Origin of the sequence: Streptomyces marispadix (assembly GCF_022524345.1) — a bacterium.
GTDB classification, from domain to species: Bacteria; Actinomycetota; Actinomycetes; order Streptomycetales; family Streptomycetaceae; genus Streptomyces; species Streptomyces marispadix.
In genome coordinates, this window is the sequence record NZ_JAKWJU010000002.1 from 2,099,855 (window position 1) to 2,124,428 (window position 24,574).

Annotated in this window: 19 protein-coding genes; 9 read left to right on the top strand and 10 right to left on the bottom strand. The window is 70.3% G+C overall.

The features are described 5' to 3' along the window. Positions 1–4 precede the first annotated feature (4 nt). Complete coding sequence (locus tag MMA15_RS08970) at positions 5–343, top strand: trypco2 family protein (protein ID WP_241058592.1); 339 nt, start codon at positions 5–7, stop codon at positions 341–343. Further along, on the top strand, positions 330–5,036 hold the full coding sequence (locus tag MMA15_RS08975) for a trypsin-like peptidase domain-containing protein (protein WP_241058593.1): 4,707 nt from the start codon (positions 330–332) through the stop codon (positions 5,034–5,036). The genes MMA15_RS08970 and MMA15_RS08975 overlap by 14 nt, the downstream gene beginning before the upstream one ends. Before the next feature lie 84 nt (positions 5,037–5,120). Here MMA15_RS08975 and MMA15_RS08980 read toward each other — a convergent pair whose 3' ends face one another. Then, positions 5,121–5,603, bottom strand: a complete 483-nt coding sequence (locus tag MMA15_RS08980) for an acyl-CoA thioesterase (protein ID WP_241058594.1) — start codon at positions 5,601–5,603, stop codon at positions 5,121–5,123. 363 nt (positions 5,604–5,966) lie between these two features. On the opposite strand from MMA15_RS08980, the gene MMA15_RS08985 reads away from it, so the two are divergent. Together MMA15_RS08985 and MMA15_RS08990 are read left to right on the top strand one after the other, a co-directional pair. After that, a complete protein-coding gene (locus MMA15_RS08985; RefSeq protein WP_241058595.1) occupies positions 5,967–6,659 on the top strand; it encodes an HAD family hydrolase in 693 nt (230 codons plus the stop codon). Positions 6,660–6,796: 137 nt separating this feature from the next. Next, a complete protein-coding gene (locus MMA15_RS08990) occupies positions 6,797–7,390 on the top strand; it encodes a GNAT family N-acetyltransferase (RefSeq protein ID WP_241058596.1) in 594 nt (197 codons plus the stop codon). Between the two features lie 73 nt (positions 7,391–7,463). On the opposite strand, the gene MMA15_RS08995 is transcribed toward MMA15_RS08990, so the two are convergent. Both MMA15_RS08995 and MMA15_RS09000 read right to left on the bottom strand, forming a co-directional pair. After that, positions 7,464–8,888: a hypothetical protein gene (locus tag MMA15_RS08995; protein ID WP_241058597.1), complete on the bottom strand. Its 1,425-nt coding sequence runs from the start codon at positions 8,886–8,888 to the stop codon at positions 7,464–7,466. Positions 8,889–8,912: 24 nt separating this feature from the next. After that, entirely contained in the window at positions 8,913–9,245 is a 333-nt protein-coding gene (locus MMA15_RS09000; protein ID WP_241058598.1) for a hypothetical protein, read from the bottom strand. A gap of 583 nt (positions 9,246–9,828) precedes the next feature. Here MMA15_RS09000 and MMA15_RS09005 point away from each other — a divergent pair. The 5 genes from MMA15_RS09005 to MMA15_RS09025 all read left to right on the top strand — a co-directional run bounded on the left by MMA15_RS09005 (position 9,829) and on the right by MMA15_RS09025 (position 13,256). Beyond that, positions 9,829–10,119, top strand: a complete 291-nt coding sequence (locus tag MMA15_RS09005; protein WP_241058599.1) for a WXG100 family type VII secretion target — start codon at positions 9,829–9,831, stop codon at positions 10,117–10,119. A 33-nt stretch (positions 10,120–10,152) separates the two neighbouring features. Next, entirely contained in the window at positions 10,153–11,385 is a 1,233-nt protein-coding gene (locus MMA15_RS09010) for a putative T7SS-secreted protein (RefSeq protein WP_241058600.1), read from the top strand. 41 nt (positions 11,386–11,426) lie between these two features. Further along, a complete protein-coding gene (locus tag MMA15_RS09015; protein ID WP_241058601.1) occupies positions 11,427–12,551 on the top strand; it encodes a hypothetical protein in 1,125 nt (374 codons plus the stop codon). A gap of 82 nt (positions 12,552–12,633) precedes the next feature. Next, positions 12,634–12,954, top strand: coding sequence for a hypothetical protein (locus MMA15_RS09020; protein ID WP_241058602.1), 321 nt, complete (start codon positions 12,634–12,636; stop codon positions 12,952–12,954). A gap of 32 nt (positions 12,955–12,986) precedes the next feature. Further along, positions 12,987–13,256 (top strand): hypothetical protein, encoded by a 270-nt coding sequence (locus MMA15_RS09025; RefSeq protein WP_241058603.1) that lies wholly within the window; start codon positions 12,987–12,989, stop codon positions 13,254–13,256. 69 nt (positions 13,257–13,325) lie between these two features. On the opposite strand, the gene MMA15_RS09030 is transcribed toward MMA15_RS09025, so the two are convergent. From MMA15_RS09030 to MMA15_RS09060, 7 genes are all read right to left on the bottom strand, one after another. Further along, the gene (locus tag MMA15_RS09030; protein ID WP_241058604.1) at positions 13,326–14,606 is read right to left on the bottom strand and encodes a S8 family serine peptidase; all 1,281 of its coding nucleotides are present in this window, start codon (positions 14,604–14,606) and stop codon (positions 13,326–13,328) included. 89 nt (positions 14,607–14,695) lie between these two features. Continuing rightward, complete coding sequence (locus MMA15_RS09035; protein ID WP_241058605.1) at positions 14,696–16,096, bottom strand: WXG100 family type VII secretion target; 1,401 nt, start codon at positions 16,094–16,096, stop codon at positions 14,696–14,698. Positions 16,097–16,117: 21 nt separating this feature from the next. Beyond that, a complete protein-coding gene (locus tag MMA15_RS09040; protein ID WP_241058606.1) occupies positions 16,118–16,447 on the bottom strand; it encodes a hypothetical protein in 330 nt (109 codons plus the stop codon). A 383-nt stretch (positions 16,448–16,830) separates the two neighbouring features. After that, entirely contained in the window at positions 16,831–19,161 is a 2,331-nt protein-coding gene (locus MMA15_RS09045) for a xanthine dehydrogenase family protein molybdopterin-binding subunit (protein WP_241058607.1), read from the bottom strand. Positions 19,162–19,369: 208 nt separating this feature from the next. Next, positions 19,370–21,451 (bottom strand): 2Fe-2S iron-sulfur cluster-binding protein, encoded by a 2,082-nt coding sequence (locus MMA15_RS09050; protein ID WP_241058608.1) that lies wholly within the window; start codon positions 21,449–21,451, stop codon positions 19,370–19,372. After that, the gene (locus MMA15_RS09055) at positions 21,448–22,308 is read right to left on the bottom strand and encodes an FAD binding domain-containing protein (RefSeq protein WP_241058609.1); all 861 of its coding nucleotides are present in this window, start codon (positions 22,306–22,308) and stop codon (positions 21,448–21,450) included. Before MMA15_RS09055 ends, MMA15_RS09050 begins: the two co-directional genes overlap by 4 nt. 428 nt (positions 22,309–22,736) lie before the next feature. Next, positions 22,737–24,503 (bottom strand): beta-N-acetylhexosaminidase, encoded by a 1,767-nt coding sequence (locus MMA15_RS09060; protein ID WP_241058610.1) that lies wholly within the window; start codon positions 24,501–24,503, stop codon positions 22,737–22,739. Positions 24,504–24,574 lie beyond the last annotated feature (71 nt).

A 24,574-nucleotide genomic window follows, 5' to 3' on the forward strand; every position in this document is an offset into this window, starting at 1 on the left:
CCCCATGGCGTTGAACGGGGAGCGACGGCCGATCGAACTGTCAGAGCTGGTACGGCAGTTGCGTACGGAACTGAAAGCCGCGGCGGCGGAGGGCGCGGACGCGGGCGAGTCGCTCCAGTTCGAGCTGGGCCCGGTGGAGATCGAGGCGACCGTGGCCGCGGGTCGTGATCTGGGGGCCAACGGCAAGGTGCGCTTCTGGGTCGTCGAGGCGGGCGGCGACGCCAGGTTCAACCGCTCGGAGACCCAGCGGATCACGCTCACGCTGCACCCGAAGGGCGTGCGCCCCGACGGTACGGCGTACTCACCGCGCATCTCCGGCGACCGGCTCCATGGCGAACGCTGAGCCCGCCGAGCGCCCCGCGCCCGACGGCGACCGCCCCTGGACCGAGCTGCCCAACGGCCGCACCGCCGAGATCATCGTCAGCAGACAGGACGGCGGCCAGGGCCGCGGCTCGGGCCATCTGGTCGCCTCCGGCGTGGTGTTGACGTGCGCACATGTCGTCCAGGGCGCCTCCAGCGTCCAGGTACGGTTCAACGCCGAACGCGAGCAGGAGCGGAAGTTCGAGGCGTCTACTGCCTGGGACCACTCGGGCATCGACGTAGCCGTCCTCACCTTCGAGCCCGGCGGAGACCGCGCCGAGCCCCACGAGTCGCATGAGCCCCGGGAACCCCATGAGCCCGGCGAGCCCGGTGATCCCCGCGCGTCCCGCGAGACCGGCCCGCAGGTACGGCCCGAGTCGTTCGCCCGCATCGGCGACCAGGCCGTACGGCTGGGCTGCGAGGCGAAGGGCTTCCCGCTGTTCAAGTACCGCCCGCCGCCGGAGGGCCCGCTCCGCGACGTCGCGCACATACAGGCCGAGTGCGTACCGCACGCCAACTCCCGTACACGCACGCTGGAGTTGGAGGTCGTACCGGCCCCGGACCCGGCCGCGGACCCCCGCCCGCCGGAAGACCGCGAAGGCCGGTACATGCCGTGGTCGGGCATGTCGGGCGCGGTGGTCTTCAGCGGCGGCCGGATCATCGGCGTGGTCACCGAACACCACCCCGCCGAGGGAGGCCGCCTCACCGCGAGCCGCGTCGACACCTGGAAGCAACTCGTCGCCGACGACGACCGGTTCAGGCACCTGGAGGAGCTGCTCGGCAGCGGCAGCCTCGACCCGGCGGCGCTGCCCGACGCGGCGGCGCCCCCGGTGCACCTCCCCGAAGGCGTACGCACACACCGCCAGGAGCTGGCGAACGGCATCAACCAGCGCAAGTACCTCACGAATCGCCAAGTGCCGTTCGTCAGCCCGGGAGAGACCCACGAGGCCGACCCGGAGAACCTTCTCGACCGGCTCTCGGCGATGTCCACACCGGGTTCGAGGCCCGGGGACCTGGGAGTGGTGCTGGTCGGCGCCGCCGGCAGCGGCAAGACGCGTACCTGCTTCGAAGTGGCGGAGAAGGCCCACGAGCGCGGCTGGTCCGTGCTGCACGTCGGACGGGAAGCGACCGCCTCAGCGGAGGAGCTGGCCGACGCCGTCGCCGCGCTCCACTCGCGCGGCGAGGACGTCCTGCTCGTGCTGGACTACCTGGACCGCTACACCGACCTCGACCACGACTTCGCCAACAAGGTCGAGGACCGGCGCACTTCGCGGGCGCGGCTGGCGTGCATCGCCTCGCTCCGCCCCGGCGCGGTGCAGAACGTGGAGGACCGCGAGCAGCTGCGGCTCTTCGAGACGATCGAGGTCTGCCAGGAGGAGTCCCATCAGCAGAGCGTGACCCGCGGCATCGTGGCGAAGGCCGCACCCGCCGCCGTCTACGCCTACGGCACCGACGAGGTCGCGGCCGTCTGCGGCACCCGGCCCGTGCTCGCTCTGCTCATCGCGAGAGCCATCGAGTACCGCGTCCTCGACGGCGAGGAGGACGTGCTGCCGCTGCCCGGTCTGCGCAACGACCGCGACCTGTCGTACTGGCTGAAGCAGCGGACCCGTGAGGACTTCGGAGACGCCCGTACGGGACTGCTGGCGTCCGCCGTGGCGGCCGCGGCCTGCACACAGCACTCCGACGCCGTGCACGACGCCGTGGCCGCGTTCCTCGAACGCCACGGCGACCGGGACTTCACCGGCGGCGACGTCGGAGTCGTAGGGCATCTGCGAGACCTGGGCTGGCTGCTCGAATCGGACGGCGAACTCGACGTCCTCCACGACTTCGTCGCCGACGAACTCCTTCAGCAGGCGCTGCTGCCGACCAGGACGCGGCTCGAAGGCGCCACGGCCGCCACGATGTTCTCGGCCTTCCTCGTCTCCCTGCGCACCTTCCGTCTCGCCGCCGGCCACATACGCCGCTGGAGCACCGACCTCGAAACAGGCAAACGAGAGGACGTACGGCGGGTCTGCGACAACTGGCTGCGAAGGGAGGGCGCCGAGGCCCTTGCCCGACTCGCCGCCGACGAGGCGGACTTGGCGGAGAGCGGCCGGATGCTGCTGGCCCTGCTGTCGGGGCCGCCATGGCAGTCCGGAGCGGTCGCCGCGTGGGACAGGCTCGTCACGCCCTGGCTGAAGAGGGCCGAAGACGCCGAGTACGCGGAGGAAGGCGCAGCGCACCTCGCGCACACCTTCCTCGCCGACGCCGTGCGCAACACCTCCGACTCCGTGCCCGAACGCCTCTCCGCGGCCGCCCTCACCTGGACCGAGGAGCACCCGGACCGGCGCCGCGAGACCCGTACCGTCCTCGAAGCGCTGCTACGGGCGCCCGGCCTGTGCGCGGACCACCGGGCCGAGGCCGCACGCCGGGCCGTGGACTGGCTCGGCGCACACGGCACGACCTGGGCCGCCCGCCCCCTCGCGCTCACCGAGACGCTTCTCACCCGTGACGACCTGCCCGAGGGCACCGCCGAGGAAGCGGTACGCAGGGGCCTGGACGTCGCCGAGTCGCACCTTCCGGTGCCCGCCACGGCACATGTGCTGGACGCCGTGCTGCGCGTCTCGCGCCGTCCCGCTCTCCAACCGGGGCCGCGCGAACGGGTGTTGGTCCTCGCCCTCAGATGGGTCAGACGCCATCCCGGCTCGGACGCCGCCTCCTTCGTGCTCGCTCCGCTGCTCCAGCAGCCCGACCTGGACGACGCCCGTACGCAGGCCGTCTTCGACCGTTCCCTGGACTGGCTCGGCGACCGCCGCACAGCGCCCCTGGCCACCTTCGTACTGCGGCATCTGCTCAAACACCCCGCGCTGACCGGGAAACGGCTCGGCAACGCGACCGGCATCGCGATGGACTGGCTCGCCGAGCGGGGCGGGGACCGCTACGCGACGTTCCTGCTGACGCCTCTCCTGCTGCGCTCCGACCACGGGCAGGACACCGGCACGCTCGTCGCCCTCGGACTGGACTGGCTGAAGGCCCACCACCACCGCGAGGAAGCACACTTCCTGCTGCGCGCCGTACTGGAACAGCCCCGACTGCCCGAAGGCGCACCGGAGTCGGCGGCGGCATACGCGAGGGCCTGGCTGGGCAAGGACGACCACGGCGTCACCGAGAACGCCAGGTCCGTGCTCTCACCGCTGCTGAAGCGCCGCGAGCTCTCCCACACCTACGACCACTGCGCCGCCGCCCTCCGCTGGCTCGGCGTGGAGGCCAACCTCGGCTCGGAGCAGGCGAGTTTCGTACTCGGTCCCCTGCTGAACCATCCCGCGCTCGGCCCGCACACCCGGGATGCGGGCAAGATCGCCCTCCGCTGGCTGGACCGTCATCCGCAGTCCGAGAACGTGTCGTACGTACTCGGGCCGCTGCTGTCGCTGTACGGCTTCGACGGGGACTGCGAGGGAGAGCGGGCCGGGGGGCGGGACGGCGAGCCGGGCGCTGTGGGCCGGGGCGCCGAGGCGACGGGCGTGCGCGGGGGCGCCGAGGCGGGCGGCGTGGGCCGGGGCGCCGAGGCGGTCAGTGTGCGCCGGGGCGCCGAGGCGGGCGGCGGGGCCGACCCGGTCGCCCTGGGCTTCGACTGGCTTGCGGGGCACGGCACTTCACCGGCGGCACGCTTCGTACTGGCGCCTCTGCTGCGCCCGGACCGGGCGGGAGCGCGGGCGGCTCCATCGGCCCTCGCCTGGCTCGGCACCGGCGACAACAGCACGCTCAACGACGCCCTCTACGTCCTGGAGCGGCTGCTGACATGCCCGGGGCTGGACTCGGACCTCACCTCCGAGGCAGTCGCCCATGCGCTCGACTGGCTCGACGTCCACCACGCCTCGCCGGGCGCCCTGCGGGTACGTGAACCGCTGCTGCGCGGCCCGCTCACCGAACTGCCGCTGCGGGACCGCACGGTGACGCGAGTCCTGGACTGTGCGGGGCACGGCCACCTGTCGTTGTCGGGCTCGATTCTGCGGCGCCTGCTCGACCTGGGCCCCCTGTCTCCCGGACCGGCCGCCGCCCTCGCCCGGTCGGCGTGGGAGCGAGCCGACGCACAGGCGAGCAAGGGGGCCCTCGAGACGCTGGCGTGGGCCCTGGGGCGCGACGACGTCCCCTCCGACGCCTTGGAGAAGCTCGCCGACCTGGCGCTGCAACGGCTCGACGGCGACCAGTTGCTGAGCAACTCCCGTACGAAGCTGCTGAGGGCCCTGCTGAGCCGTACCGACCTGGACGCCACACGGTCCGCCGAAGCCGTGTCCCGGGCGCTGGCGTGGCTGGACGCGCGGGGCGACGTCTCCTTCGCGGGCGTGATCCTGGGGCTGCTGCTCCGGCGCCGGGACGTCATCGGTCGTACGGGGCCGCCGGGCACAGAAGCCGCCCCCGGCGCCGAAGGCGGCCACCACGCCGAAGGTGGCCCCGGCCGACTGGTCGCAACGGCCTTCGAATGGCTCGGCGTTCACGCCACGCACCCCTACGCGGCGGACGTCCTCTGCGGGCTGCTCGAAGCGTCCACTACGGGCGGGAGTGAGCGCCGAGGGGTCCTGACGAGCGAGCAGGAGGCCGAGTGCGTACGCCTGGCCCGCGCCTGGTTCGAGGAGGCGGACCTTCAAGACCGGCCCGCCGGACGGCGGTTGGCGGAGCTGATGGGAGGGCGGGGGTAGGGCGTACGGCACGGCGGGTGCGCGGGGCGCGGCGGGCGTCGGGGCGCCGTGCGCACCTGGGTACTCCCGGGCCGGGTCCCGGGGTCAGATCCCGGGGTCGAAGTCGCTCACCAGGGCCCGTGCGCGGACCAGTTGCTCGTCCGGCATCGGACACGACCGGCGGGACTTCGTATCGAAGTGGACGCCGGTCAGCACCGTGACGGCGGCGACCTCCCCGGTGGCGACGTTCTCCATCCGATGACAGAAGCGGATCACCTTCTCCCGCACCTCCAGCAGCGCCGACCGCACCGCGACCACGTCCCCCGCCAGCAACTCCCGCTGGTAGCTGATCCGTTGGTCGACGGCGACCATGCCATGGCCGCTGCCGCGCAGATACTCGGGCGTCACTCCGAAGCCCGCGAAGAGCTGCCATGTGGCCTCGTCGAACTTCCCCACGTACCACATGACGTTCATGTGCCCCATCTGGTCGCAGTGCCAGGGGTAGACCGTCCCGCGGTACGTCTCCACCCACCCCGCAGTCGCATCCGCGGCATCGGCGGCGGCATCGACTGCCTCCTCGGCGGCCATGGCCTCGTCTCCCTCGCTCGCCCCCGGTACGTGCATGTACGTCCCGTGCCCGCACGGCACGTTAGCCGACGTTAACCGCAGCAGGCGAGGCTTGCCGCGCCGGCCGGAGCATCCGCCCGCCCGGGGCACGCCCCGGCGGCTCCTCGCGAGACGGGAACAAGCCGGGCACCGTATGAGTAAGCCCCTCCCCGGTTCATACGGTGCCCACATCGCCGGAGGCCGCGCCCGCGCTGAGCCCCGCCTCCGGCCCCGGCCGCCCTCCCGAAAACCCCTGGCAGGCGCTGCCGCGCACGGCTACCGTCCGGGCAAAGGACACAGAGCGTGGCCCCGCGGAGGTCCATGCGGACCAGGGGAGGCCAAAGGGTGAGGCACGAACGCCAAGTGCTCGTCTTCGACGCGGACGACACGCTGTGGGAGAACAACGTCCTCTTCGAGCGGGTCATCGAGGACTTCCTGGACTGGCTGGCACACCCCACCCTCGACAAGCGCCAACTGCGCGCCGTGCTCGACGACATCGAGCGGGCCAACACCGTCGCACACGGCTACGGCACACAGTCACTGCTGCGCAGCCTCGGCGACTGCGTGGAGCGTCTGCGCAGCCGCCCGGCGACAGCACAGGAGCACGAAGAGATCAAGGAGCTGGCCGCGGCGCTCATCGACCACCAGGTGGAGCTGATCCCGGGAGTCGCCGAAACCCTCACCGCACTCCGCGACCGGCACGACCTCCTGCTGCTCACCAAGGGCGACCCGGACGAGCAGCAACGCAAGATCGACATGTCACAACTGGGCCACCACTTCCGGGAGATCGGCATAGTCCCGGAGAAGAACGACGCGACGTACCGCAGCTTCATCGACACCCACGGCCTCACACCGTCCACGAGCTGGATGATCGGCAACTCCCCGAAGTCGGACATCCTCCCCGCCCGCCAGGTCGGCATGAACGCCGTCTTCATCCCCAACCCCCACACCTGGGTCCTGGAGCACGACGAACTCGACCCGGCCGACAACCAGGTCCTGCACCTTCAGACCTTCCGCGAACTGACGAACCACTTCTGAGGCGCGAGGTGTCCGAGGATCGGGCTCACGGCCTACGGATCACTGGGCACGGGTCACGGGTCACAGCCCACGGATGGAGTGTGGGCACCGGGGCGAACTGACCGCGCCGGTGCGCTGAACTCCCGTTTGGAGGAACGATGTTCGCGATAACCCTGGGCGACGACGCCGAACTCCGCCCCCTCGAACCATGGCAGGCCGAGGAGTTCCTGGCCCACATGGACCGCGGACGGGAGTTCATCGGGCAGCACATCGGCCTGCCCGACGCCGTCCCGGACCTGGAGTCCGCCCGCGCCTACCTCCAGTCGTACGCGGACAAGGCCGCATCCGACACCGGCCGCATCTACGGCATCTGGAAGAACGCCACCCTGGTCGGCGGCGTCCTCTTCCGTACCATGGACGTCCCCCAAGGCACCGCCGAGGCAGGCTGCTGGCTGGAACCCTCGGCCACGGGCAAGGGCCTCGTGACCCGCGCTTCACGCATCATCATCGACTGGGCTGTGCGGGAACGCGGCATCCACCGCATCGAATGGATCACCTCCTCCGAGAACGCCCCCAGCATCGCCGTCGCCCGCCGCCTGGGCATGACGCAGGACGGCGTCCTCCGCGAGAGCTACCCGTACCGGGGAAAGCGCCGCGACATGGAGATCTGGTCGGTGCTGGGCCCGGAGTGGCGAGAGCGGCGGGCAGCGCAGCGAGCGGCGTCCGGCACGGTCGCCCCCAACGAGCGCTGAGCGCCGACGACTTCACGAACGCGCGCACCTTGGGGGCCGGGGGATGGCGGCCGGACCTCCGCTGCGCCCTCGCTCAGTTATCCGACTCCTCGACATGATGGCCGGGGCGCTCGCTCTGTACGCCCCTCTCGTCCTGCGTACGCGAGGAGTAAGGGTCATCCGTACGCCGGGAGTACTTGGTGGGACCACCGGGACGCACGGGCCGCCCCAGGGCGCCGGCAGCCAGCGGACCGTCGCCCTCCCGGCCCCGCTCGCCCGCCAACGCGCCGCCACGGCTGAAGTGCAGGGCCCGGCCTCCCTGTTGGGTTCCCGTCTCTCCCCGCTGCGCGATGTGGTCGAGGTTGCCGCCTATGCCTTGGCGCGCGGACGGCACCGACGGCGTCGACGGCCTACGACCGGCGGCGGCGTCCATGGCCCTGCCACCGCTCCCTGCGGATACCCCCGGCACGGCACCGGCACCGGCACCGAGACCACCTGGCACCGCGCCTCCGGCGCCCCGGCTCGCGCCCACGCCTGAACCGGGCGCGGGACCGCCACCCATGACCCCGCCCCCGGGCACGCCCGAACCCGTAATCCCCGAAGAACGAGGCGGCACTTCCCCTCCCTGCGGGCGCGGAGCGTTCGCTGTCCCGCCCGAGATGCCGTCGACTCTGATGGCGGCGGCTTGATTTGCGGCAGAGCCGGACTGCTCCGGCATGGGCACGCTCCTCCCGACCACGGGCCCGCCGCTCCCTGCCGCACCGACGATCACTGCCCCGTCGGCCCGTCGGCCGAGGCTCACCGGACCGGAGACGGGAGCGACACCCCCGGGCTCTCCGGGATAGTCACCCCCGTCGCCCCCCTGCCCGGGCGGCAGCTTCATCTGCCACGAATTCATCGCCTGCGTCTGCGAGTTGTACGTAAGAGCCAGCTCCACCATCAGGGCCACTGCCTTGGACCGGTCGTCCTTGCCCGCCGGGAGGCCGGGATCGCCGTCGTCCGGAGCCCTCCGCTCGCCCAGGTCCCCCCGGAATCCGGGGTCCAGCCTGCCGCCGCCGCGCGAAAAGGCACCGCCGATCCGGTTGACGGCGTCCCCGAAGCTGCGGCGCTTCCCCAGCGCCTCGATCTTCGGCTTGATCTCGCTGAGCCGCTCGCCCGCGTTGCGCATCGCGGTCGCGATGTAACGCGCGTACGTACCGCAGTCGCCGAGCTGCTTGCTGACCTTGCCCGCTTCCCTGGCGAACGCTTCGGCGGCCTCGCCCTCCCAGTGCTGAAGCAGATTCCGCACGGTCCGGTCGAAGTCGCCCTTGACGCTGCCGCCGCCGTGCACCAGGAGATCGTGGATGTTCTCCCATTCCTCGGCGACGTTCAGGACCAGCTCAGGCTTGGCGTCGACCACCATGGCCTTCATCGACTCCAGGTCCTCACCCGTGGCGAACGGGGTCTTGACCTCACCCGCGTAGTACGTCCCACCCGAGTCCCCGTACTCCCCGCCGATTCCAGCCTGTCCGCCGTCCATCTCGCACTCGCCCCCGACCGCTCGCTACTCCCCGGCCCCTGAACGAGCGCCGTTCATGCCGTTCTTCGCCTCGTACTCGGCGTTCTGATAGTTGCCGTGCACGATCTTCGTCTTCGTACCGAAGTCGTCGATCGCATCGTTGATGACGCGGATGATCTCCTCGATGTGGGCCTTCATCTGCCGGTGCGCGGAGGTCAGTTCGGTGCTCTCGACGAACCGGTGACTCCCGAGCGCCCCGTCGGGAAGGTAGGTGTTGTACTTGCTCTTGGTCACCGACTCGCCCATGGCGGTCGTCAGACGACCGAGCTTGCGCACCGTCTCCTCGAGTTCGCTGAGATCGACTCGCGTCCCACGCACCGACTGCGTCCTCCCCCGTCCCGATTCGACGCGTACGTACGGCAGTCGCGGCCTGCCCCGGCAGTGCCCCGCCCGGCGAGCACCGTCACTTCGCGGGTGCCGTACGTGTTTCTCCACACCCTAATGAGGACCACTGACAGCCCGTCAGTTCGCTGCTCGCACGCACCCCACCGCGCACGGAACCCGGCCCTACGGACGGTTCTCCCGTCACCCTGCGTCGATCTGCCCCGCAATCGAGAAACGGACTCCAGTCCTACGGAGCGAGGCACACAAACGCCGTACGCCACACCCGAGTCGCCCCGCACGGTGACACAGGATCGTGATACGCACCCTTGAGTCGCATACGAGATCTCCGCACAAACTCCACGCGGGAAATGCGAGCACCTCCACGGCAGAGGCCCGCCGCTGATGCCGAATGCGGCTCAGCAAAGCGGGAGTCGGAGACGCCGGTCAGGTCCGTCCCACAGCGATGAATGCGAACGGCCGGGGCCCGAAGGGCACTTGATGACATGGCAGCCCCCTCATGTAGCGTCGTGAGCCGATGTCTTGATCACACGGGCAGCGACAACGGGGAGAGCACGCGGTGAGTGAAGAGTTCCGGATAGACGTCCCGCGCGTCGAGAAGATGGTGGACAAGCTCGGCGAATCCACCGAGCGGATGCAGCAGGCGCGGACCCGGCTCAAGAAGGTCGGCCCGAAGACCCTCGGCACCGAGGGCCTCGACGAAGCGTGCGACACCTTCCAGTCGGAGTGGGAGGACGGCATCAAACGCATCGAGGACAGCGCCAAGGACATAAAGGACCGGCTCAAGACGACCGTCGACGCCTACAAGGCCGGCGAGGAAAAAGAAGCCAAGACGTACGGGCAAGGCTGAGCACGAACGGGGGAAGACATGTCCTGGCGCAGCATGTTCATCGAGGACGACAGCAGTTGGCCCGGCCTGGGGTTCAACCCGGCCAAGGGCGACACGGAGGCGATCGACCTCCTCGCCTCCGACGTCAAGGCCGTCGGCGACGAACTCGAAGAGCTGGACCAGTTGATCAAGTCGGTGGGCGAACGCGGCGGCGCGTGGGAAGGCGAAGCCGCCGAACGGTTCACCAAGAAACTCGGGGAACTCCCCAAGTACCTCAAGCAAGGCACCGACTCCATGCACGACTGCGCGAAAGCGTTGCGCACGTGGCACGGAAAGCTGCAAGAGCTACAGCAACGCGCGGAACGCACCGAGGCCGACGCAGTCGAAGCGCGCAAGCGGGCCAAGCAGGACGCCGACCGTTACAACTCCCTCAACGAGCGCTATGCGGGCGTCATGATGGAAGCCGACCAGGTCAAGCGCGTCAACTCCATGCTGGAAGAGGCCAAAGGCGACGTCGACGCGTCCAACGAACGCATCGACCAGCTCGTCCGCGAAGGCGAGAAGATCCTCGCCAACTGGAAGGACAGAGCAGGCGAGGCGGAACGCGCCATCCTGAAGGCCAGCGAGAACCACCCGCCGGACCTCGGCCTCTGGGGCCGCATCTCGGACGCCCTGTCGGAAGGCTGGCGGGACTTCAAGGAGTGGCTGATCGACAACGCGGACACGTTGTCGAACTGGTCGGCGGGGCTGGGGGTCGCTGCGATCGCGGTCAATGCGATTCCCGTGGTCGGCCAGGCGGCATCCGTGGTTTTGGCGACAGCTTCTTCGCTGTGCGCTGCGGGCGCCATGGCGGGCCACTGGATGGACAACGCCCGCGGCGGAAAGACACCCGGCTGGAAGATCGGCCTCGACGCGCTGGGCACCATTCCCGTTGTCGGCGGCGCCACGAAGGGGGCCATCGCGGGGATCAAGGGCGGTACCGGCCTGGCAGGCAAAGCCGGGAGTGCAGCACGCGGTTTGACCGGCAGGGTGATCGAGAAGGGCCAGCCCGTCAACCACATCTACCAGAAGCTTGAGAACCCCATCAGTACGAAACTCATCAACGGCAGCCTGAAAAAGGCGTTCGGCAAGACAGAGGACGTCGTGCCGGCCGCAGCGACCACGGCGACCATCAAGGGTGCCACCGCCGTGAAGGGCGCATGGGAACAGTTGCAGAAACCAGACCCCGGCTCAACCTCGGTTGTCGCACCTTCCAGCGATCGCTTCCACCAGACTCTCGCCGCTTGAGCTACAGGCCCAGCAGCGACCAAGGCAACGAAACGGAGCCCATGGAGACTCCACAGTCAGGCGTCAGTGCGATCCGGGACAGGGAAGCGTCCCCCGAAACGGGGGCTTCCCGTCTTCGCGCCGGGTGGATCATGCCGCCGTTCTTCCACGAACTGCCTGTTGACGCTCCCGACGCGGATTCCGCGGCCGCACGTCTTCGCGACATCGCTACCACGGTTCTGGCGGATCGTCCCGTGGACGACCAGTACGCGTTCGCCGTCACTCTCGGCTCACAACTGGAGCCGATGGCGCAGGGCAACGTCATCTATGCCGGATTGTGCTTCCTGGAGGTGGAGCAGCAGCCCACTTCCTCCACGGTTCTCGTGGCACAACTCCCGCACGACAACGACGATGAGTCCGTCGTTCCCACTCTGCTCGACACTCTGAAGCGTGCGTACCCCGACCACGAGGTCGAGCAGACGGACCTGCCCTGCGGCCCGGCCGTCTCACGTATAGGCCCGTCACCGTTTGCCGTTGAGGACGCTTCGACAGGTGACGTCACACCGGTGCAACGGCAGATCATTCAGACCTATGTCCCTTTGCCGGGGACCGGCGAGATGCTTCTGTTCGAACTCGGTGTCTTCTCTGCACAGGGCTGGGAACTGCACTCCGAAGTCTTCGCGGAAATCCTGAAAACGATCGACCTCGCCACCGATGAAGAGATCGCCGAGGCCGAGATGCTTGCACGGCTGGGCGACTCGTCTACCCGCTCTCGCGGTGAACTTGACGAAGAGACCAAGCAGGATTTCGCCGGCATCTCCGCCGAAGTGTTGCATGCGTGCGTGGGACGGGACCGGTTCGCACCGGAAGCGGAGCGGCTGTCCGCCACGGTCTGCCCCGACTGCTGGGGCAAGGCGCTGCGCTCCCCTTGTCTCGTCCGGCACGAGTGGCGCCTCAGCGATGTGCCCGAAGCGGTCCTGCGGGAGGCGACGAACAGCGCCGAGTCACGCCTTCCCAGCCTCGGGTGGCATGTGGCAGACCTCCGTCCCCACACATACATCCGGGCCCACACGGAGAGACACACGGTCGTCGTTACCATCGACGTCGCACAACGCAGACTTCTGGCGGAGGTCACGTCGATGTGCACGCGCTTGTCCAACAACTCCTTGGCGGATGAGTTCGGTTGACCGCTTCAGGAGCCGTCGAGCATCGCAGTGACGCCCCCAGCCAGTACCCTCCCACGGACTCCGCCAGTAGAGGATCGAAACCATGGCCACAAAGAAGCTCTTGGAACGGGTCAGGGACGCATTGCCTCAGAACGAGGACTTCATTGCGGCCTTCGAGTCCGAACCGTCGTCGACTTCTGGAAACAAGCCCATTGCGCCTGCGGAGTGCCGACCTTCGGTCTTCGAAGGCATGGCGCAACCAAGCGACATGTATGGCACGGTCTTCTCCCTGCTGTACAGGATCATCGCCAATGAGGTCTTCCCGAGTTCAGCACCCGTTTACAGCGATCCCGCGCAACGCGAGGAGTGCAAGCAGAAGAATCGGGTGTTCTACGGGGGTGGGGAAGCGACGCAGGACAACTGACGGCTGCGCTTCAGCCCCGCTCCAAGACCGGCGTGATCAGCGTTCTCGCCCTGACCGGCTCTGGGCTCCGCATCGTCTACATCCAGCGCCGCCGAGGAAGCATGTACCGACTGCGCAGCGGGTCCGAACTCGGCTGGGCATACCCGCTCGACCAGCTCTCATGGATCCGCAAATGTGCAGGCAAGAACGTCGAGTTCGGTTTCCCGGACGGTTCGTGGACCACACTCGTCGTCCACACCGACGAGGAACTTCAGCAGTACTTCCCCTCGATGCTGCCCGAAACGGCAGGCGTTCCGTGGTGACTCCCGGTTGCGTACAGGAAGCACAGTCCGACCCGGCTGTGACTCAGCCAGGCCGGTAGCGCGAGCCTCTCAGTTGTACGGCGGCTGCTGCGGCGGAGTCGCCGACTGGGCGTACGGGCCCTGCTGGTACGGGACTTGGCCGCCCGAGTAGCCGCCCGGGGCTCCGGGACCGCCCGGGCCCCCGGGGCCGTTGTTGCGGTTCCTCTTGCGGCGGCGTACGAGGACGATCGTCAGGACGATGCCGCCGACGAAGAGAAGCGCGAGAATGCCTGTGATGGTCCACAGGATCACGAACTCCTTGTCGGCCTGCTCCTGTTGAGCCTTCGACTCCCGTTCCTTCTCGGCTACCTTCTCTTCGTTTTGGAGCTCTTGAGGCAACGAGAGCGGGCCGTACTTGGAGCCCTTCGGGATGTCCTTCTGGAGCGCGGCGAGCGGCCGGATGGAGCCGTAGCCGTACCGTTCGTCGGGGAGCTTCGCACCCTTTTCGGCGGCGGGCATCTCGGCTGTCTTCGTCAGGCGGTTGACGATCTGGCCGGCGGTGAGGTCGGGGTACTTCGAGCGGACGAGAGCTGCGGCAGCAGATGCGAACGCAGCCGAGTCGGACGTTCCGGTGCCGTAGACGTAGTAGTCGCTGTTCTCCCCACCAGCGGTGAGAACACGCGTTGCTGGAGCTGTGAGCAGTGTCTTCGGTCCCCGGTTTGACTTCTCCCAAATCGTTCCGTCCCTGTTGATCCCCCCGACGGGAACCATTCCGGGGTAGGCAGCCGGGTACTCAACTGACTTTCCGGAGTTGCCAGTTGAAGCGAAGATCGGCACGTCTTTCTTCAGCGCATACGTGACTGCTTCGGCCTCATCAGTGTTCTTGATGCTGCCGCCCAGCGAAATGTTGATGACGGAAGCCCCGTGATCAACTGCGTACTTGATGGAATCAACGAGACCATCTGGGTCATCCCCCCTGTCGCGAATGGGGAGAATTTTGACTTCCGGGGCAAGCCCCATGATTCCGTCTGCCTGCCCCGCACCATGCCCGTGACCGGCGATCATTGCCGCAATCCCGGTGCCGTGATCGTCGCCCTTAGCCGGGACAGGGGACCCGCCGTTGACGAAATCCTTGCCCTTTAGAACGTTGCCCTTGAGGTCAGGGTGTTGAGCGTTGACGCCGTCGTCGATGACAGCGACAGTCTCGCCCTTCCCCTTCGTGACCTTCCAAACTGACTTAGCATCGAACGCGTCAAGCACCCATTGCTTGTCTCTGACGTCATCAGCAACGGCACTCGAAGCTGAAGCGAAGATCAGCGCCCCAGTCAGCGCTGTACTGCTGATGACACGCAGAGTTCGCGTGATGCCCATCTGTCTGAGTCCTCTTTTCCCGGCGGAAGGGGTGCGGCCTGATGGCCGCACCCCCAGCTTGCGGTACTTCGTAGTGTGCCGGTGGTTCGTCAGCCGATCGAGGGCGGGGCCACGTCGCGCCGCTCGGGCATCCAGGTCTCTTCGTCCTCGACGAGGTAGTCCGGACGCTCTCCCTGGCGGTTCTCGCCTTCCTTGCGGCGGGAGTTGTTGCCTGCGGCACCGTGACCCATCACGCCGCCGGTCTTCCCGCGCGCGCCTGCCTGCGTGCCACCGCGACTGGAGTGCAGCCCTTGGCCGCCCTGCTTGGCAGCGCCCTTCCCCTGCTGGGGGGTGTCGAGCACCCCGCCGCGCGAACGTGCAAGCGGTCCCCGCCCTGCGGCGGCGCCCACCCCCTTGCCTGCGGCTCCACCGGCACCTCCGGCACCTCCGGCGCCAAGTCCGGCGGGAACGCGACCACCGACGCCTCGGCCCGCACGTGCGCCGAGACCCGCAGCACCACGGCCCGCCCCGGCCTGGCCGACGTAGCCCGGACCGCCAGGCACGCCGCCCATACCGGGGCCAGTTCCTGCGGCAGGACCACCGCCCGAGACGCCGCCGGCAGGTGCTCCCGAACTCGCCCCTCCGGGCCGCGGGGTCGTCGCGGTCCCACCCGAGACTCCGTCCACCTTCGTGGCGGAGGCGGGCGTGCCAGAGGCAGCGGGCGACGTCGACTTCGGCGTCGTCCTACCGACCGAACTGCTGGTCCTGGAGGCACCGGCCGCTACCGCCCCCGGGCCACCGTCATCAGGAGTCACCGCAATGGGAACAGGGGCGACGCCTCCGGGGTCCCCTGGGTAGTCTTCCCCGTGGTTCCGGGGCGGCGGCTTCTTGTTCCACGACCCCATCGTCTTCGCCTGCGACGTATACGTGAGCGCCAGTTCCTCCATGTGCGCCGCGGCCTTGAGCTGTTCTTCCTTGCCCGCCGAGAGGTCGCCGTCGTGGTTGTCCAGGGCCTTCTGCGCGCCCTGGTTGCCCTGGATCTCGGCCTTCCACTTGGTGTCGTCGCGCGAGAAGCCGTCGCCGATCTTGTCCATCGCGCTGCCGAAGCCGCTCGGCTTCTCGATCGCGTCGACCTTCGGCTTGATCTCGCTCAGCTTGTGGCCGACGTTGCGCATCACGGTGGAGGTGCGCGTGGCGTAAGTGGCGCAGTCGGTGATCTGCTTGCTGATCTGCTTCGCCCGCTTGGCGAACTCGTCGGCCGACTCGCCCTCCCAATGCTGGAGGATGTGGTCGACGGCCTTGTCGAAGTCGGTTTTGACGGTGTCGGTCAGATGCTTGTGGATGTTCTGCCACGCGTCCGCCACGTCGAGGACCTGGCCCGGGTTGGCGTCCGCGAGCATCGCCTTCATCGAGTCGATGTCCTCGCCGGTCGCGAACGGGGTCTTGACCTCGCCCATGTAGCACATGTTGCCGGTGTCGGTGAAGTTGCTGAGCCCAGCCTCGTCGCCCATGTCGTCCTAGCCCCCTGACCGTTAGTTCCCGGACCCTGAACGGCCGCCGTCCATGCCGTACTTCGCGTCGTGCTCGGCGTTCTGGTACTTGCCGTGCGCCTTCTTCGTCTTCGTGCCGAAGTCGTCGATCACATCGTGGATCACCCTGATGATCTCCTCGATGTGCGACTTCATCTCCGTATGCGCGTTGTCGATGTCCGTCTGCTCCGCAAAGCCTTTGCCCAGCGCGTTCTTGGGGAGGAAGGTGTTGTACTGACTCTTGGTCACCGAATCACCCATGGCGGTCGTCACCCGACCGAGCTTGCGTACCGTCTCCTCTAGTTCACTGAGGTCGACTCGCATCTCACCCACGACTGCGCCTCCCCGTTCCGTCTCCGTCATGCGGCCTGGCCGCTCCACCCTGCGCTTTGCAGGTGTGTGTAGGCCGTTCCAGCCGCAGCGGGCGAACAGCCGTACACCATGGTGCCTTACGCGCGTATCAGGTACACCCTAGTAAGTGCCACTGACAGTCTGTCATCGGTCCACCATGACCAGCGGGCCCTTCCACGGAATCCGGCCGACGGGACCGGTTGTGCCCGCACCGTGCGCGTATCCGCCCGTGAGCGCCGAAGCGGATGCCCCGGCACCGGAGAGCAAAGGGCGCAAATGCCGTATGCCGGTGCCCAGCCGTACGGGATCAGCGATACCGGATCGTGATGCGGACAGGGAGCAATCGATGACAACCGCTCCGCCCCTCAGCCCCCCACCGCCGTCTGCGGCCGGATCGGCAGCCGGTTGACCGGCATGCCCGTGGCCGCACGTACCGCCGCCGCGACCGCCGCAGGGGACGTGACCACCGGGACCGCCGAGGCGGCCTTCGCGCCGAAGGGCGCCACCACGTCCTGTTCCTCGATGAGTTGGACGATGCGGATGTCCGGCGCGTCCAGTGCCGTCGGCAGGGCATAGCCCGTGAAGTCCGGCTGGCGCACCACCCCGCGGTTGATGCGCAGGTGTTCGGTGAGGGCCGCGCCCACGCCCTGGGTGACGCCCGCCTCGATACGGGCGTTGAGCTGACGCGGATTCAGTACGCGGCCGACGTCCTGCGCGATGGCCATCTCCACCACGCGGATGGAGCCGAGCTCGACGTCCACGTCCACGACGGCGCGTACGGCGGCGAAGGCCAGCCCCACGAAGGCGTCGCCCTGCCCCGTCTCGTCCAGCGGCTCCGTCGGATGGGGCCTGCACTGGGCGGTGGCCCACAACTCCTTGTCCTCCAGGGCCTCCACGACCGTCGTGGACAGCACCCCGTCGTAGGAGGTGATCTTCCCGTCGGCGATCGTCAGCAGCTCCGTCGACATCCCGAACTTCGCCGCCAGCGGCTGGAGAAGCTGCGTGCGCACCATCTTCGCCGCACGTTCGACCGCGCCGCCCGACACCCATGTGTGCCTGCTGTGCGCGCCCGGGCCCGCGGGCGGCTGGTCCGTGTCGACGGGGGCGACGTGCACCTCGTCGATGCCGAGGGTCTCCTGGACGATCTGGCGGGCGAGCGTCGTGAAGCCCTGGCCGGTCTCCACCGCGGCGCACATCACCGTCGCCACGGGCCCGTTGACCTTCACGGTGGCCGTGGAGACCTCGTCGGCGCCCTCCGCGCCGAGCATGTGCACCATGCCGAGCGCGTAGCCGACTCCGCGGCGCACGGCGCCCGGTTCGCCCGCGCCCTCGGGTCCGCCGGGGAGCAGCCAGTCGCGTTCGGGGCTGTCCTTGGGCAGGGCGGGCAGCGGCGTCTCCCTTACGGCGCGCAGCAGTTCGGCGACGGGCGCGGGGCAGGTGACGGTCTGGCCGATGGGCAGCAGGTCGCCGGTGGCGAGGACGTTGCGCATGCGCAGGTCGGCCGGGTCCATGCGCAACTGGGCGGCCAGCTTGTCCATCTGGCCTTCGTAGGCGGCGCAGACCTGCATGGCGCCCTCTCCGCGCACATGCCCGGAGGGCGGGTTGTTCGTGCGTACGGCCCAGCCGTCGATCGTCGCGTGCGGTACGACGTATGGGCCTGCGGCGAAGGAGACGGCGGCGGCGAGAGCGTCGGCGGTGGTGTCGGCGTAGGCGCCGGCGTCGAGGAGGATCTGGGCCTCCACCCTCAGCAACCGGCCCTCGCTGTCGGCGTGATGGCGGTAGCGCAGCAGCGTCGGGTGGCGGTGTGCGTGGCCGAGGAAGGACTCCTCGCGGGTCGCGGCGATCTTCACGGGGCTGCCGGTCTTCATCGCCAGCAGGCCCAGCGGCACCTGGAGTCCGGTGTCCTCACGGTCGCCCATCGCACCGGGCACCCCGGTGACGACGATCTTGACCTGCTCGGGCGGCAGCCCGAAGCAGGCCGCGGCGAGATCGCGGTCGGTGTGCGGGTCTGTGGAGGCGGTGTAGATCTCGACGCCGCCGTCGGGGCGCGGCACGGCCAGGCCCGCCTCGGCGCCGATGGGCGCGGGGTCCTGGCGTCCGATGCGGTAGAGGCCCTCGACGACGATGTCGCCGGTGACGTCCTGGTCGCCGAAGCGCAGCGGGATGTGGCGGATCAAGTTGCCGTCGGGGTGCAGCGGTTCGGCCTCGAAGGACTTCTCCGGGTCGGTGACCGCCTCCAGCGGCTCGTACTCGACGGCGATGGCCGCCGCCGCGAGCCGCGCGGTGTCGGGGTGGTCGGCGGCGACGGCGGCGATGGGCTCCCCGTAGTAGCGCACCACGTCGCGTGCGAAGGCGGGCTGGTCGGCGACCTTGCGGCCGTGACCGGCGTCGCCCGGCACGTCCTCGTGGGTGACGACGGCGTGCACGCCGGAGAGGGCCGCGGCCGGTTCGGTGTCTATCGAGACGATGCGGGCGTGCGGGTGCGGCGAGCGCAGGACGGCCGCCCACAGCAGGCCCTCCGCCCACAGGTCCGCGGCGTAGGGGAAGGTGCCCTCGGCCTTGGCGGGGGCGTCGGCGGAGGGAAGGGACGCGCCGATCCCATGGGTCACGGGGCCGCCGGCGGAGCCCTCCGGCAGCGGCGTGCCCTGCGCCGGGGTCGCTGTGACGGCACCGGGGCCGTCGGCCGTGCTGGTCATGCCGCTGCTGCCTTTCCGCGTCGTCCCTGCACGCGGTGATCCTGCTGCTCTACTCGTACGTCGACGGCTGCGCCCGGGGCCGCGGTTGCACTCCGCCTTACGGCCGTGAGTGGCTCCGGTGCCGCGGGCGCGGCGGAATCGCGGTGGGCGGCCTTCGCGAGGACGGCCGCCGGTGCGTTCCCGTGCCCGGCCGGTGTGGTCGCGAGTCTCATGCGCCGCCTCCTCCCGGGTACTGCGCGCCGCCGCCGTGGGTGGGCTGGTGCGGGATCTGCGCGGACGCCTCCGCCAACTCCCGTTCGTACGCCTCCGCTTCGGCCTCCGCCTCGGCCTCCTCGCGGGCGGCCTGCTCTGCGCGTTCGGTCACGACCGTACGTACGGCGTCGAGCACGCCGCGGTAGCCGGAGCAGCGGCACAGGTTGCCGCAGATCGCCTTGCGGGTCTCCAGCTCGCTGGGCGCGTGGTTGCCCTCCAGCAGGTCGTGGACCGTCATCGCGAGCCCGGGTACGCAGAAGCCGCACTGCACGGCGCCCGACTCGGTGAGCGCGCGCTGCACGTCGGAGGGGACGCCGTCGACGGCGAGGCCCTCGACCGTGCGGATCTCGCTGCCTGCCGCCGTGGCCGCCGGTACGAGGCAGGAGGCGACGAGACGCCCGTCGACCTGTACGGAGCACGCACCGCACTCGCCCTGGGAGCAGCCGTCCTTGGCGCCCGCGAGGCCGAGGCGCTCACGGAGCACGTAGAGGAGGGACTCGCCGATCCAGGCGTCGGTGACGGGGCGGTCGACGCCGTTGACGTGCAACACGTAGGAGACGTGGGGGTGTTCGCCGCCGAGTTCGGGGGCGAGTTCCAGGGGCGGTTCCTCGGAGACCTCCGCGTCGGTGGCGGTCTCGCCTTCGTCGTGCTGCACGGGCCCGGCGGCCGTTTCGCGGGTCGCCGCGGGCTGGGCCTGTGCCGTGGTCGGGCCGGGGGCTTCGGTTTCGGCACCTGCCATGTGCGGTGCGCCGGGGTCGTCCCCGGCTCGCGAGTCGTCCTCGACTCGGGGGACGTCCGCGGCTCCGGTTCCGCTGTCGGTTCCGGACTCGTCGCCGGTGTCCGTCTGCGGCTCCGTCGACGGGCTCTGCGCGGTGGTGGCGGGGCCCGACGACGGCGTGAACGGCAGGCCGGAACGGACCGTTCCCATGGGCCGTGCCTCGGGCTCGCCCGTGTCTCCCGAACTGCCGCTGTCCGCGCCGCTCTCGCCGCCCGGCTCCCGAGCGCCGGACGCCGGTGCCTCGTCGCTCTCGTGCTGCCGGTCCGCGTATGCGTCGGCGACGTCGCCGCCCGAGGAGTCCGTGGCGGGACCCGGAGGCGCGTCATGACCGTCGAACGGCGCCTGGTGACCGTCGAAGGGCACCTGGCGTCGGGCGTGCGCCTCCGCTTCGGCTTCCTGGTAGTGCGCGCTCGCGGGGCTCGACGGGCCCGCCGGACGGGCCTGTTGGGCGGTGGCCTGCTGCGGCGCCGTCATGCCGCCCGGCCGCGTGGCGCTTCCTATCGCTTCCGCTTCCTCCGCCTCGCCCGCGCCCGCGCCGCCGCCCGCGCCGAGCGGGCGCCGCGTACGTGCCTCGTGCGAACCGGCGAGCGCCGCTGCGGCGCCCTGGCCCGTGGGGCCGCCCTGCCCGCCGTGGCCGCTCTGGTCGCCGAACGCCGAGGGCCCGCCGGGCTGTTGGCCCTGCTGCTGCGAGTGCTGCTCGTACTGCCCGGCGTGCTGTCCGCCGTACTGCTGCCCGTAGGAGGCGGGGTCCTCGCCGAACGGCATCGCCCACTGCCCGGTGGACGCGGCCCCGGTCTCCGGAGGCGGCGGCACTGCCTGCCCGCCGGGCTGCTGGCCCGCGACCTCGGCCGGGTCCAGCGGGGGCGGCGTGTACCCGCCCTGCCCCGTGCCGGGCGCGGCCAGCGGCCCCCACGCCTCGACCCCGGCCCCGGGCGGCGGCAGCGGCCCCGCCGGCAGCTGTACGAAGGCGGTGGCGTCCTGGTCGGATTCGCCGCCCCAGCCCTCCTGCGGATACGAACCGTCCTGCGGATAGGACGGGTACGACTGCTGCTGCGGCCCCCCGCGTCGCTGGGCCTGCCGCTGCTGCTCGCCGTAGTCCTGGTACTCCCCGTAGTCCTGGTAGTCGCCGTACTCCGGGTATTCGCCGTAGCCGTAGTCGGGGTGCTCGCCGTACCCGCCGCCGTAGGCGTCCGCGTAACCCTGCCCGTGCCCGTACCCCTCGCCCTGCGAGTTGGGGTCGTGCGGGCTGCCGTTGCTCATGCGAGCGCCCTCCCGAGTCCTCGGCGGGCCAGTGTCGCCACCGTACGCCGCAAGTGGAAGGCCGCGGGCGGAAGTGCGGGTGCCTCTCCGCCGTCCTCGGCGGGGGCGGGGTCGGGGATGCAGGCCATCGCGACGTAGTCGCCGAACGCGGCCAGGGCCTCGGGGGCGAGACCGCGCTGCCCGTCCCAGTCGATCAGCGACGCGATCCAGCGCTCCGCCTCCAGCGGGCGCAGCGGCATCGGCGCCACCGCGCCGACCGCGCAGCGCACCCCGCGCTGCACGGGGTCGAGCACGACGGCGACGGAGGCCATGGCGCGGCCGGGCCCGGTGCGCCCCGTGGCCTTCAGGAAGGTCTGCGGCGCGTGCAGCAGCGGCACTCGTACGTGTCCTACGACCTCGCTGGGCCGCAGCATGTCCACGTTGGCCAGCAGATGGCTCACCGGGATCTCCCGGCGTGCGCCTTCGGGTCCCGCGACCACGAGTGTGGCCTCCAGGGCGGCCAGCACCGGCAGGGTGTCGCCGGTCGGGTGGGCGCTGACGACGTTGCCTCCGAGCGTTCCGGCGTTGCGGATCTGCGGCGGTCCCGCGGCTCGCGCACTGGCGGCGAGCGCGGGGATCAGCGCGGAGAAGTCGGGGCGTCCCATGCGGGCGTGGGTGAGGCCGGCGCCGAGCAGCGCCTCGCCGTCCAGGTACTGCCAGCCGCGGATCTCGCTGATGCGCCCCAGGCCCACGAGCGCCGCGGGCCGCAGATGCCCTGCGTTGACCCCGGTCATCAGGTCCGTGCCGCCCGCTACGGGCACCGCCGCGGGCACCGCCTGGAGCGCGGCCACGGCCTCGTCGAGTGTGGTGGGCAGCATGACCGACGGCACAGCCTGTGGCGCATGTTGTTCATGCTGTGCTTGCGTGCTCAATCCAGCCGCCCCTTCCCCGGTCGACCCGGCTGCCGTGCCCGTACGGTACGTGCTCACCGGCCGGACGAGGCAACTCTGGCACATCTCGGCGGGCAGGCGGAGCGGGGGCCCGTTATGGGCCGATCCGTACGCTGACATCACCCTCGTCCCCTGTCCGGAGCGAGGACCGGTAATCCCCAGCTCACACGGGCAAGCAGTGAATTGCCGCATGCTGGGAGCGTTGTGCGGATCACCGCTTCCGTGCGGACTTTCGTGCTACGAAGCCACGGCGGACGCCCCCCGGTTACGCGGCTGTTCACGCAGGCGGTCACGTGCCCGGTCATGAGGGCGCCCCCGCGGCGGTCACGAGGGTGTCCCCGCGTTCACGTGCGCGCTCACGAGGGGCCGCCCTCCGGTTCCCGCTCCCCCAGCTCGGGTTCCGGCCCGTCGAGCGGCCGTCCCGGGATGCCCGGCCGCCGCTGCCATGGACGGGGGCCACCGGGCGGACGGTAGGCCACGCCCAGCGCGTCCAGCCGTGCGTAGTGCGCGTCCGTCATGCGCCGCCGGAAGTCCTCGAAGTCCCGCCCGCCGGGCCCGGGTCGAGGCGACCAGACCGTCTCGGCGAACGCGGCGAGACGGGGAAAGGTCTGGTAGTCGACGCGCCGCTGGTCCTCGGTGCACTCGGTCCACATGTTGGCCTGGGCGCCCAGCACATGACGTTCCTGCGAAGTTCCCGCCAACTCCGGGGGCACCGGCTCGAATTCGTAGACGTCCCGCAGGGTGCGCACACGGCCGACCGGCACGGGCTCGCCGCTGCCGCCGTGCTGCCGGTGGTCCAGGTACACCTGATCCTCGGGGCACATCACAACGTCGTGGCCCGCGCGTGCCGCCGCGATCCCGCCGCTCCGGCCGCGCCAGGAGGAGACGGCGGCGCCCTCGGCGAGGCCGCCTTCGAGGATCTCGTCCCAGCCGATGAGACGGCGCCCCCGCGCGGTCAGCCAGCGGTCGAAGTGCCTTGTGAACCAGGCCTGGAGACCGTCCTCGCCGTCCAGCCCCAGCTCCCTGATACGGGCCTGTGCCGCAGCAGAGGCACGCCACTGGTCCTTGGGGCACTCGTCGCCGCCCAGGTGCACGAAGCGGGACGGGAAGATCTCCAGCACCTCCTCCAGGACGCCCTCGTAGAAGCGCAGCACATGGTCGCCCGCGGCCAGCACGTTCGGGCTCACGCCCCAGTCGGTCCACACGTCCAGCGACCCGGTGTCGACGACGTCGGTGTTGCCGAGTTCGGGGTACGCGGCGATCGCGGCCTGCGAGTGCCCCGGTATGTCGATCTCCGGTACGACGGTGATGTGCCGCTCGGCGGCGTAGGCGACGATCTCCCGCAGATCGTCCTGGGTGTAGAAGCCGCCGTGCGCACGCTCGTCCCACAGCGGCGCGTCCGGGCCGCCGCCGTCGACGCCACCGGTGCCGGGCCCGCCGCGATGGCCGACCCGGGTGCGGGCACGGGTGGCTCCCACCCCGGTCAGCCGTGGGTGGCGGCGGATCTCCACGCGCCAGCCCTGGTCGTCGGTGAGATGCAGATGCAGGACGTTGAGCTTGTGCGCCGCGAGGAGGTCCACGGTGCGCAGTACGCCGTCCTTCGGCATGAAGTGCCGTGCCACGTCGAGGAGATGGCCCCGCCAGGCGAAGCGGGGCGCGTCCTCGATGTGTACGGCGGGGACGGTCCAGGTCTCCCGCGCCGTGGTACGCGCACGCCGGTACGCGGCGGGCCCGAGCAGTTGCCGCAGCGTCTGCGTGCCCCAGAAGACGCCCGCGGGATCGCCGCCGGTGATGCGCAACGTGCCCTGCCCGGCTCGTAGTTCGTAGCCCTCCGGGCCCAGCCGCGCCGCGACGGTCTCGTCCGTACGCAGCACGAGCACCGTCCGGCCGGGGTCACGGCCGGGGTCTGCGTGCCCGCCGTGCGGCGGCAGCAGCGGCAGGCCCATGGCCGGTGTGAGGCAGGCACGCAGCCAGCACGCGGTGGCGGACGTGCCGGGCCCGGCGTCGAGCGCCGTGTCCGGACCGACGACGAAGTCCCCTGCGTCTCGGCCCTGTTGGGGCCCGGCCGTCACGGAACGGGGCGCGGGCACGAGACTCCTGTGCGGCTCGTACGGCACTCGCATCACCTCTCACTCGCGGGGCGGTCCGGTCGCTCGCGGGCGGTCCGGTCGCTCGCGGGCGGTCCGGGGCAGCC

What these genes read in the sequence shown, in the direction of transcription:
- MMA15_RS08970 (WP_241058592.1), top strand. Translation starts at nt 5, where the DNA reads ATGGCGTTGAACGGGGAGCGACGGCCGATCGAACTGTCAGAGCTGGTA.
- MMA15_RS08975 (WP_241058593.1), top strand. Translation starts at nt 330, where the DNA reads ATGGCGAACGCTGAGCCCGCCGAGCGCCCCGCGCCCGACGGCGACCGC.
- MMA15_RS08980 (WP_241058594.1), bottom strand. Translation starts at nt 5,603, where the DNA reads ATGGCCGCCGAGGAGGCAGTCGATGCCGCCGCCGATGCCGCGGATGCG.
- MMA15_RS08990 (WP_241058596.1), top strand. Translation starts at nt 6,797, where the DNA reads ATGTTCGCGATAACCCTGGGCGACGACGCCGAACTCCGCCCCCTCGAA.
- MMA15_RS08995 (WP_241058597.1), bottom strand. Translation starts at nt 8,888, where the DNA reads ATGGACGGCGGACAGGCTGGAATCGGCGGGGAGTACGGGGACTCGGGT.
- MMA15_RS09010 (WP_241058600.1), top strand. Translation starts at nt 10,153, where the DNA reads ATGTTCATCGAGGACGACAGCAGTTGGCCCGGCCTGGGGTTCAACCCG.
- MMA15_RS09015 (WP_241058601.1), top strand. Translation starts at nt 11,427, where the DNA reads ATGGAGACTCCACAGTCAGGCGTCAGTGCGATCCGGGACAGGGAAGCG.
- MMA15_RS09020 (WP_241058602.1), top strand. Translation starts at nt 12,634, where the DNA reads ATGGCCACAAAGAAGCTCTTGGAACGGGTCAGGGACGCATTGCCTCAG.
- MMA15_RS09030 (WP_241058604.1), bottom strand. Translation starts at nt 14,606, where the DNA reads ATGGGCATCACGCGAACTCTGCGTGTCATCAGCAGTACAGCGCTGACT.
- MMA15_RS09035 (WP_241058605.1), bottom strand. Translation starts at nt 16,096, where the DNA reads ATGGGCGACGAGGCTGGGCTCAGCAACTTCACCGACACCGGCAACATG.
- MMA15_RS09045 (WP_241058607.1), bottom strand. Translation starts at nt 19,161, where the DNA reads ATGACCAGCACGGCCGACGGCCCCGGTGCCGTCACAGCGACCCCGGCG.
- MMA15_RS09050 (WP_241058608.1), bottom strand. Translation starts at nt 21,451, where the DNA reads ATGAGCAACGGCAGCCCGCACGACCCCAACTCGCAGGGCGAGGGGTAC.
- MMA15_RS09055 (WP_241058609.1), bottom strand. Translation starts at nt 22,308, where the DNA reads ATGCTGCCCACCACACTCGACGAGGCCGTGGCCGCGCTCCAGGCGGTG.
- MMA15_RS09060 (WP_241058610.1), bottom strand. Translation starts at nt 24,503, where the DNA reads ATGCGAGTGCCGTACGAGCCGCACAGGAGTCTCGTGCCCGCGCCCCGT.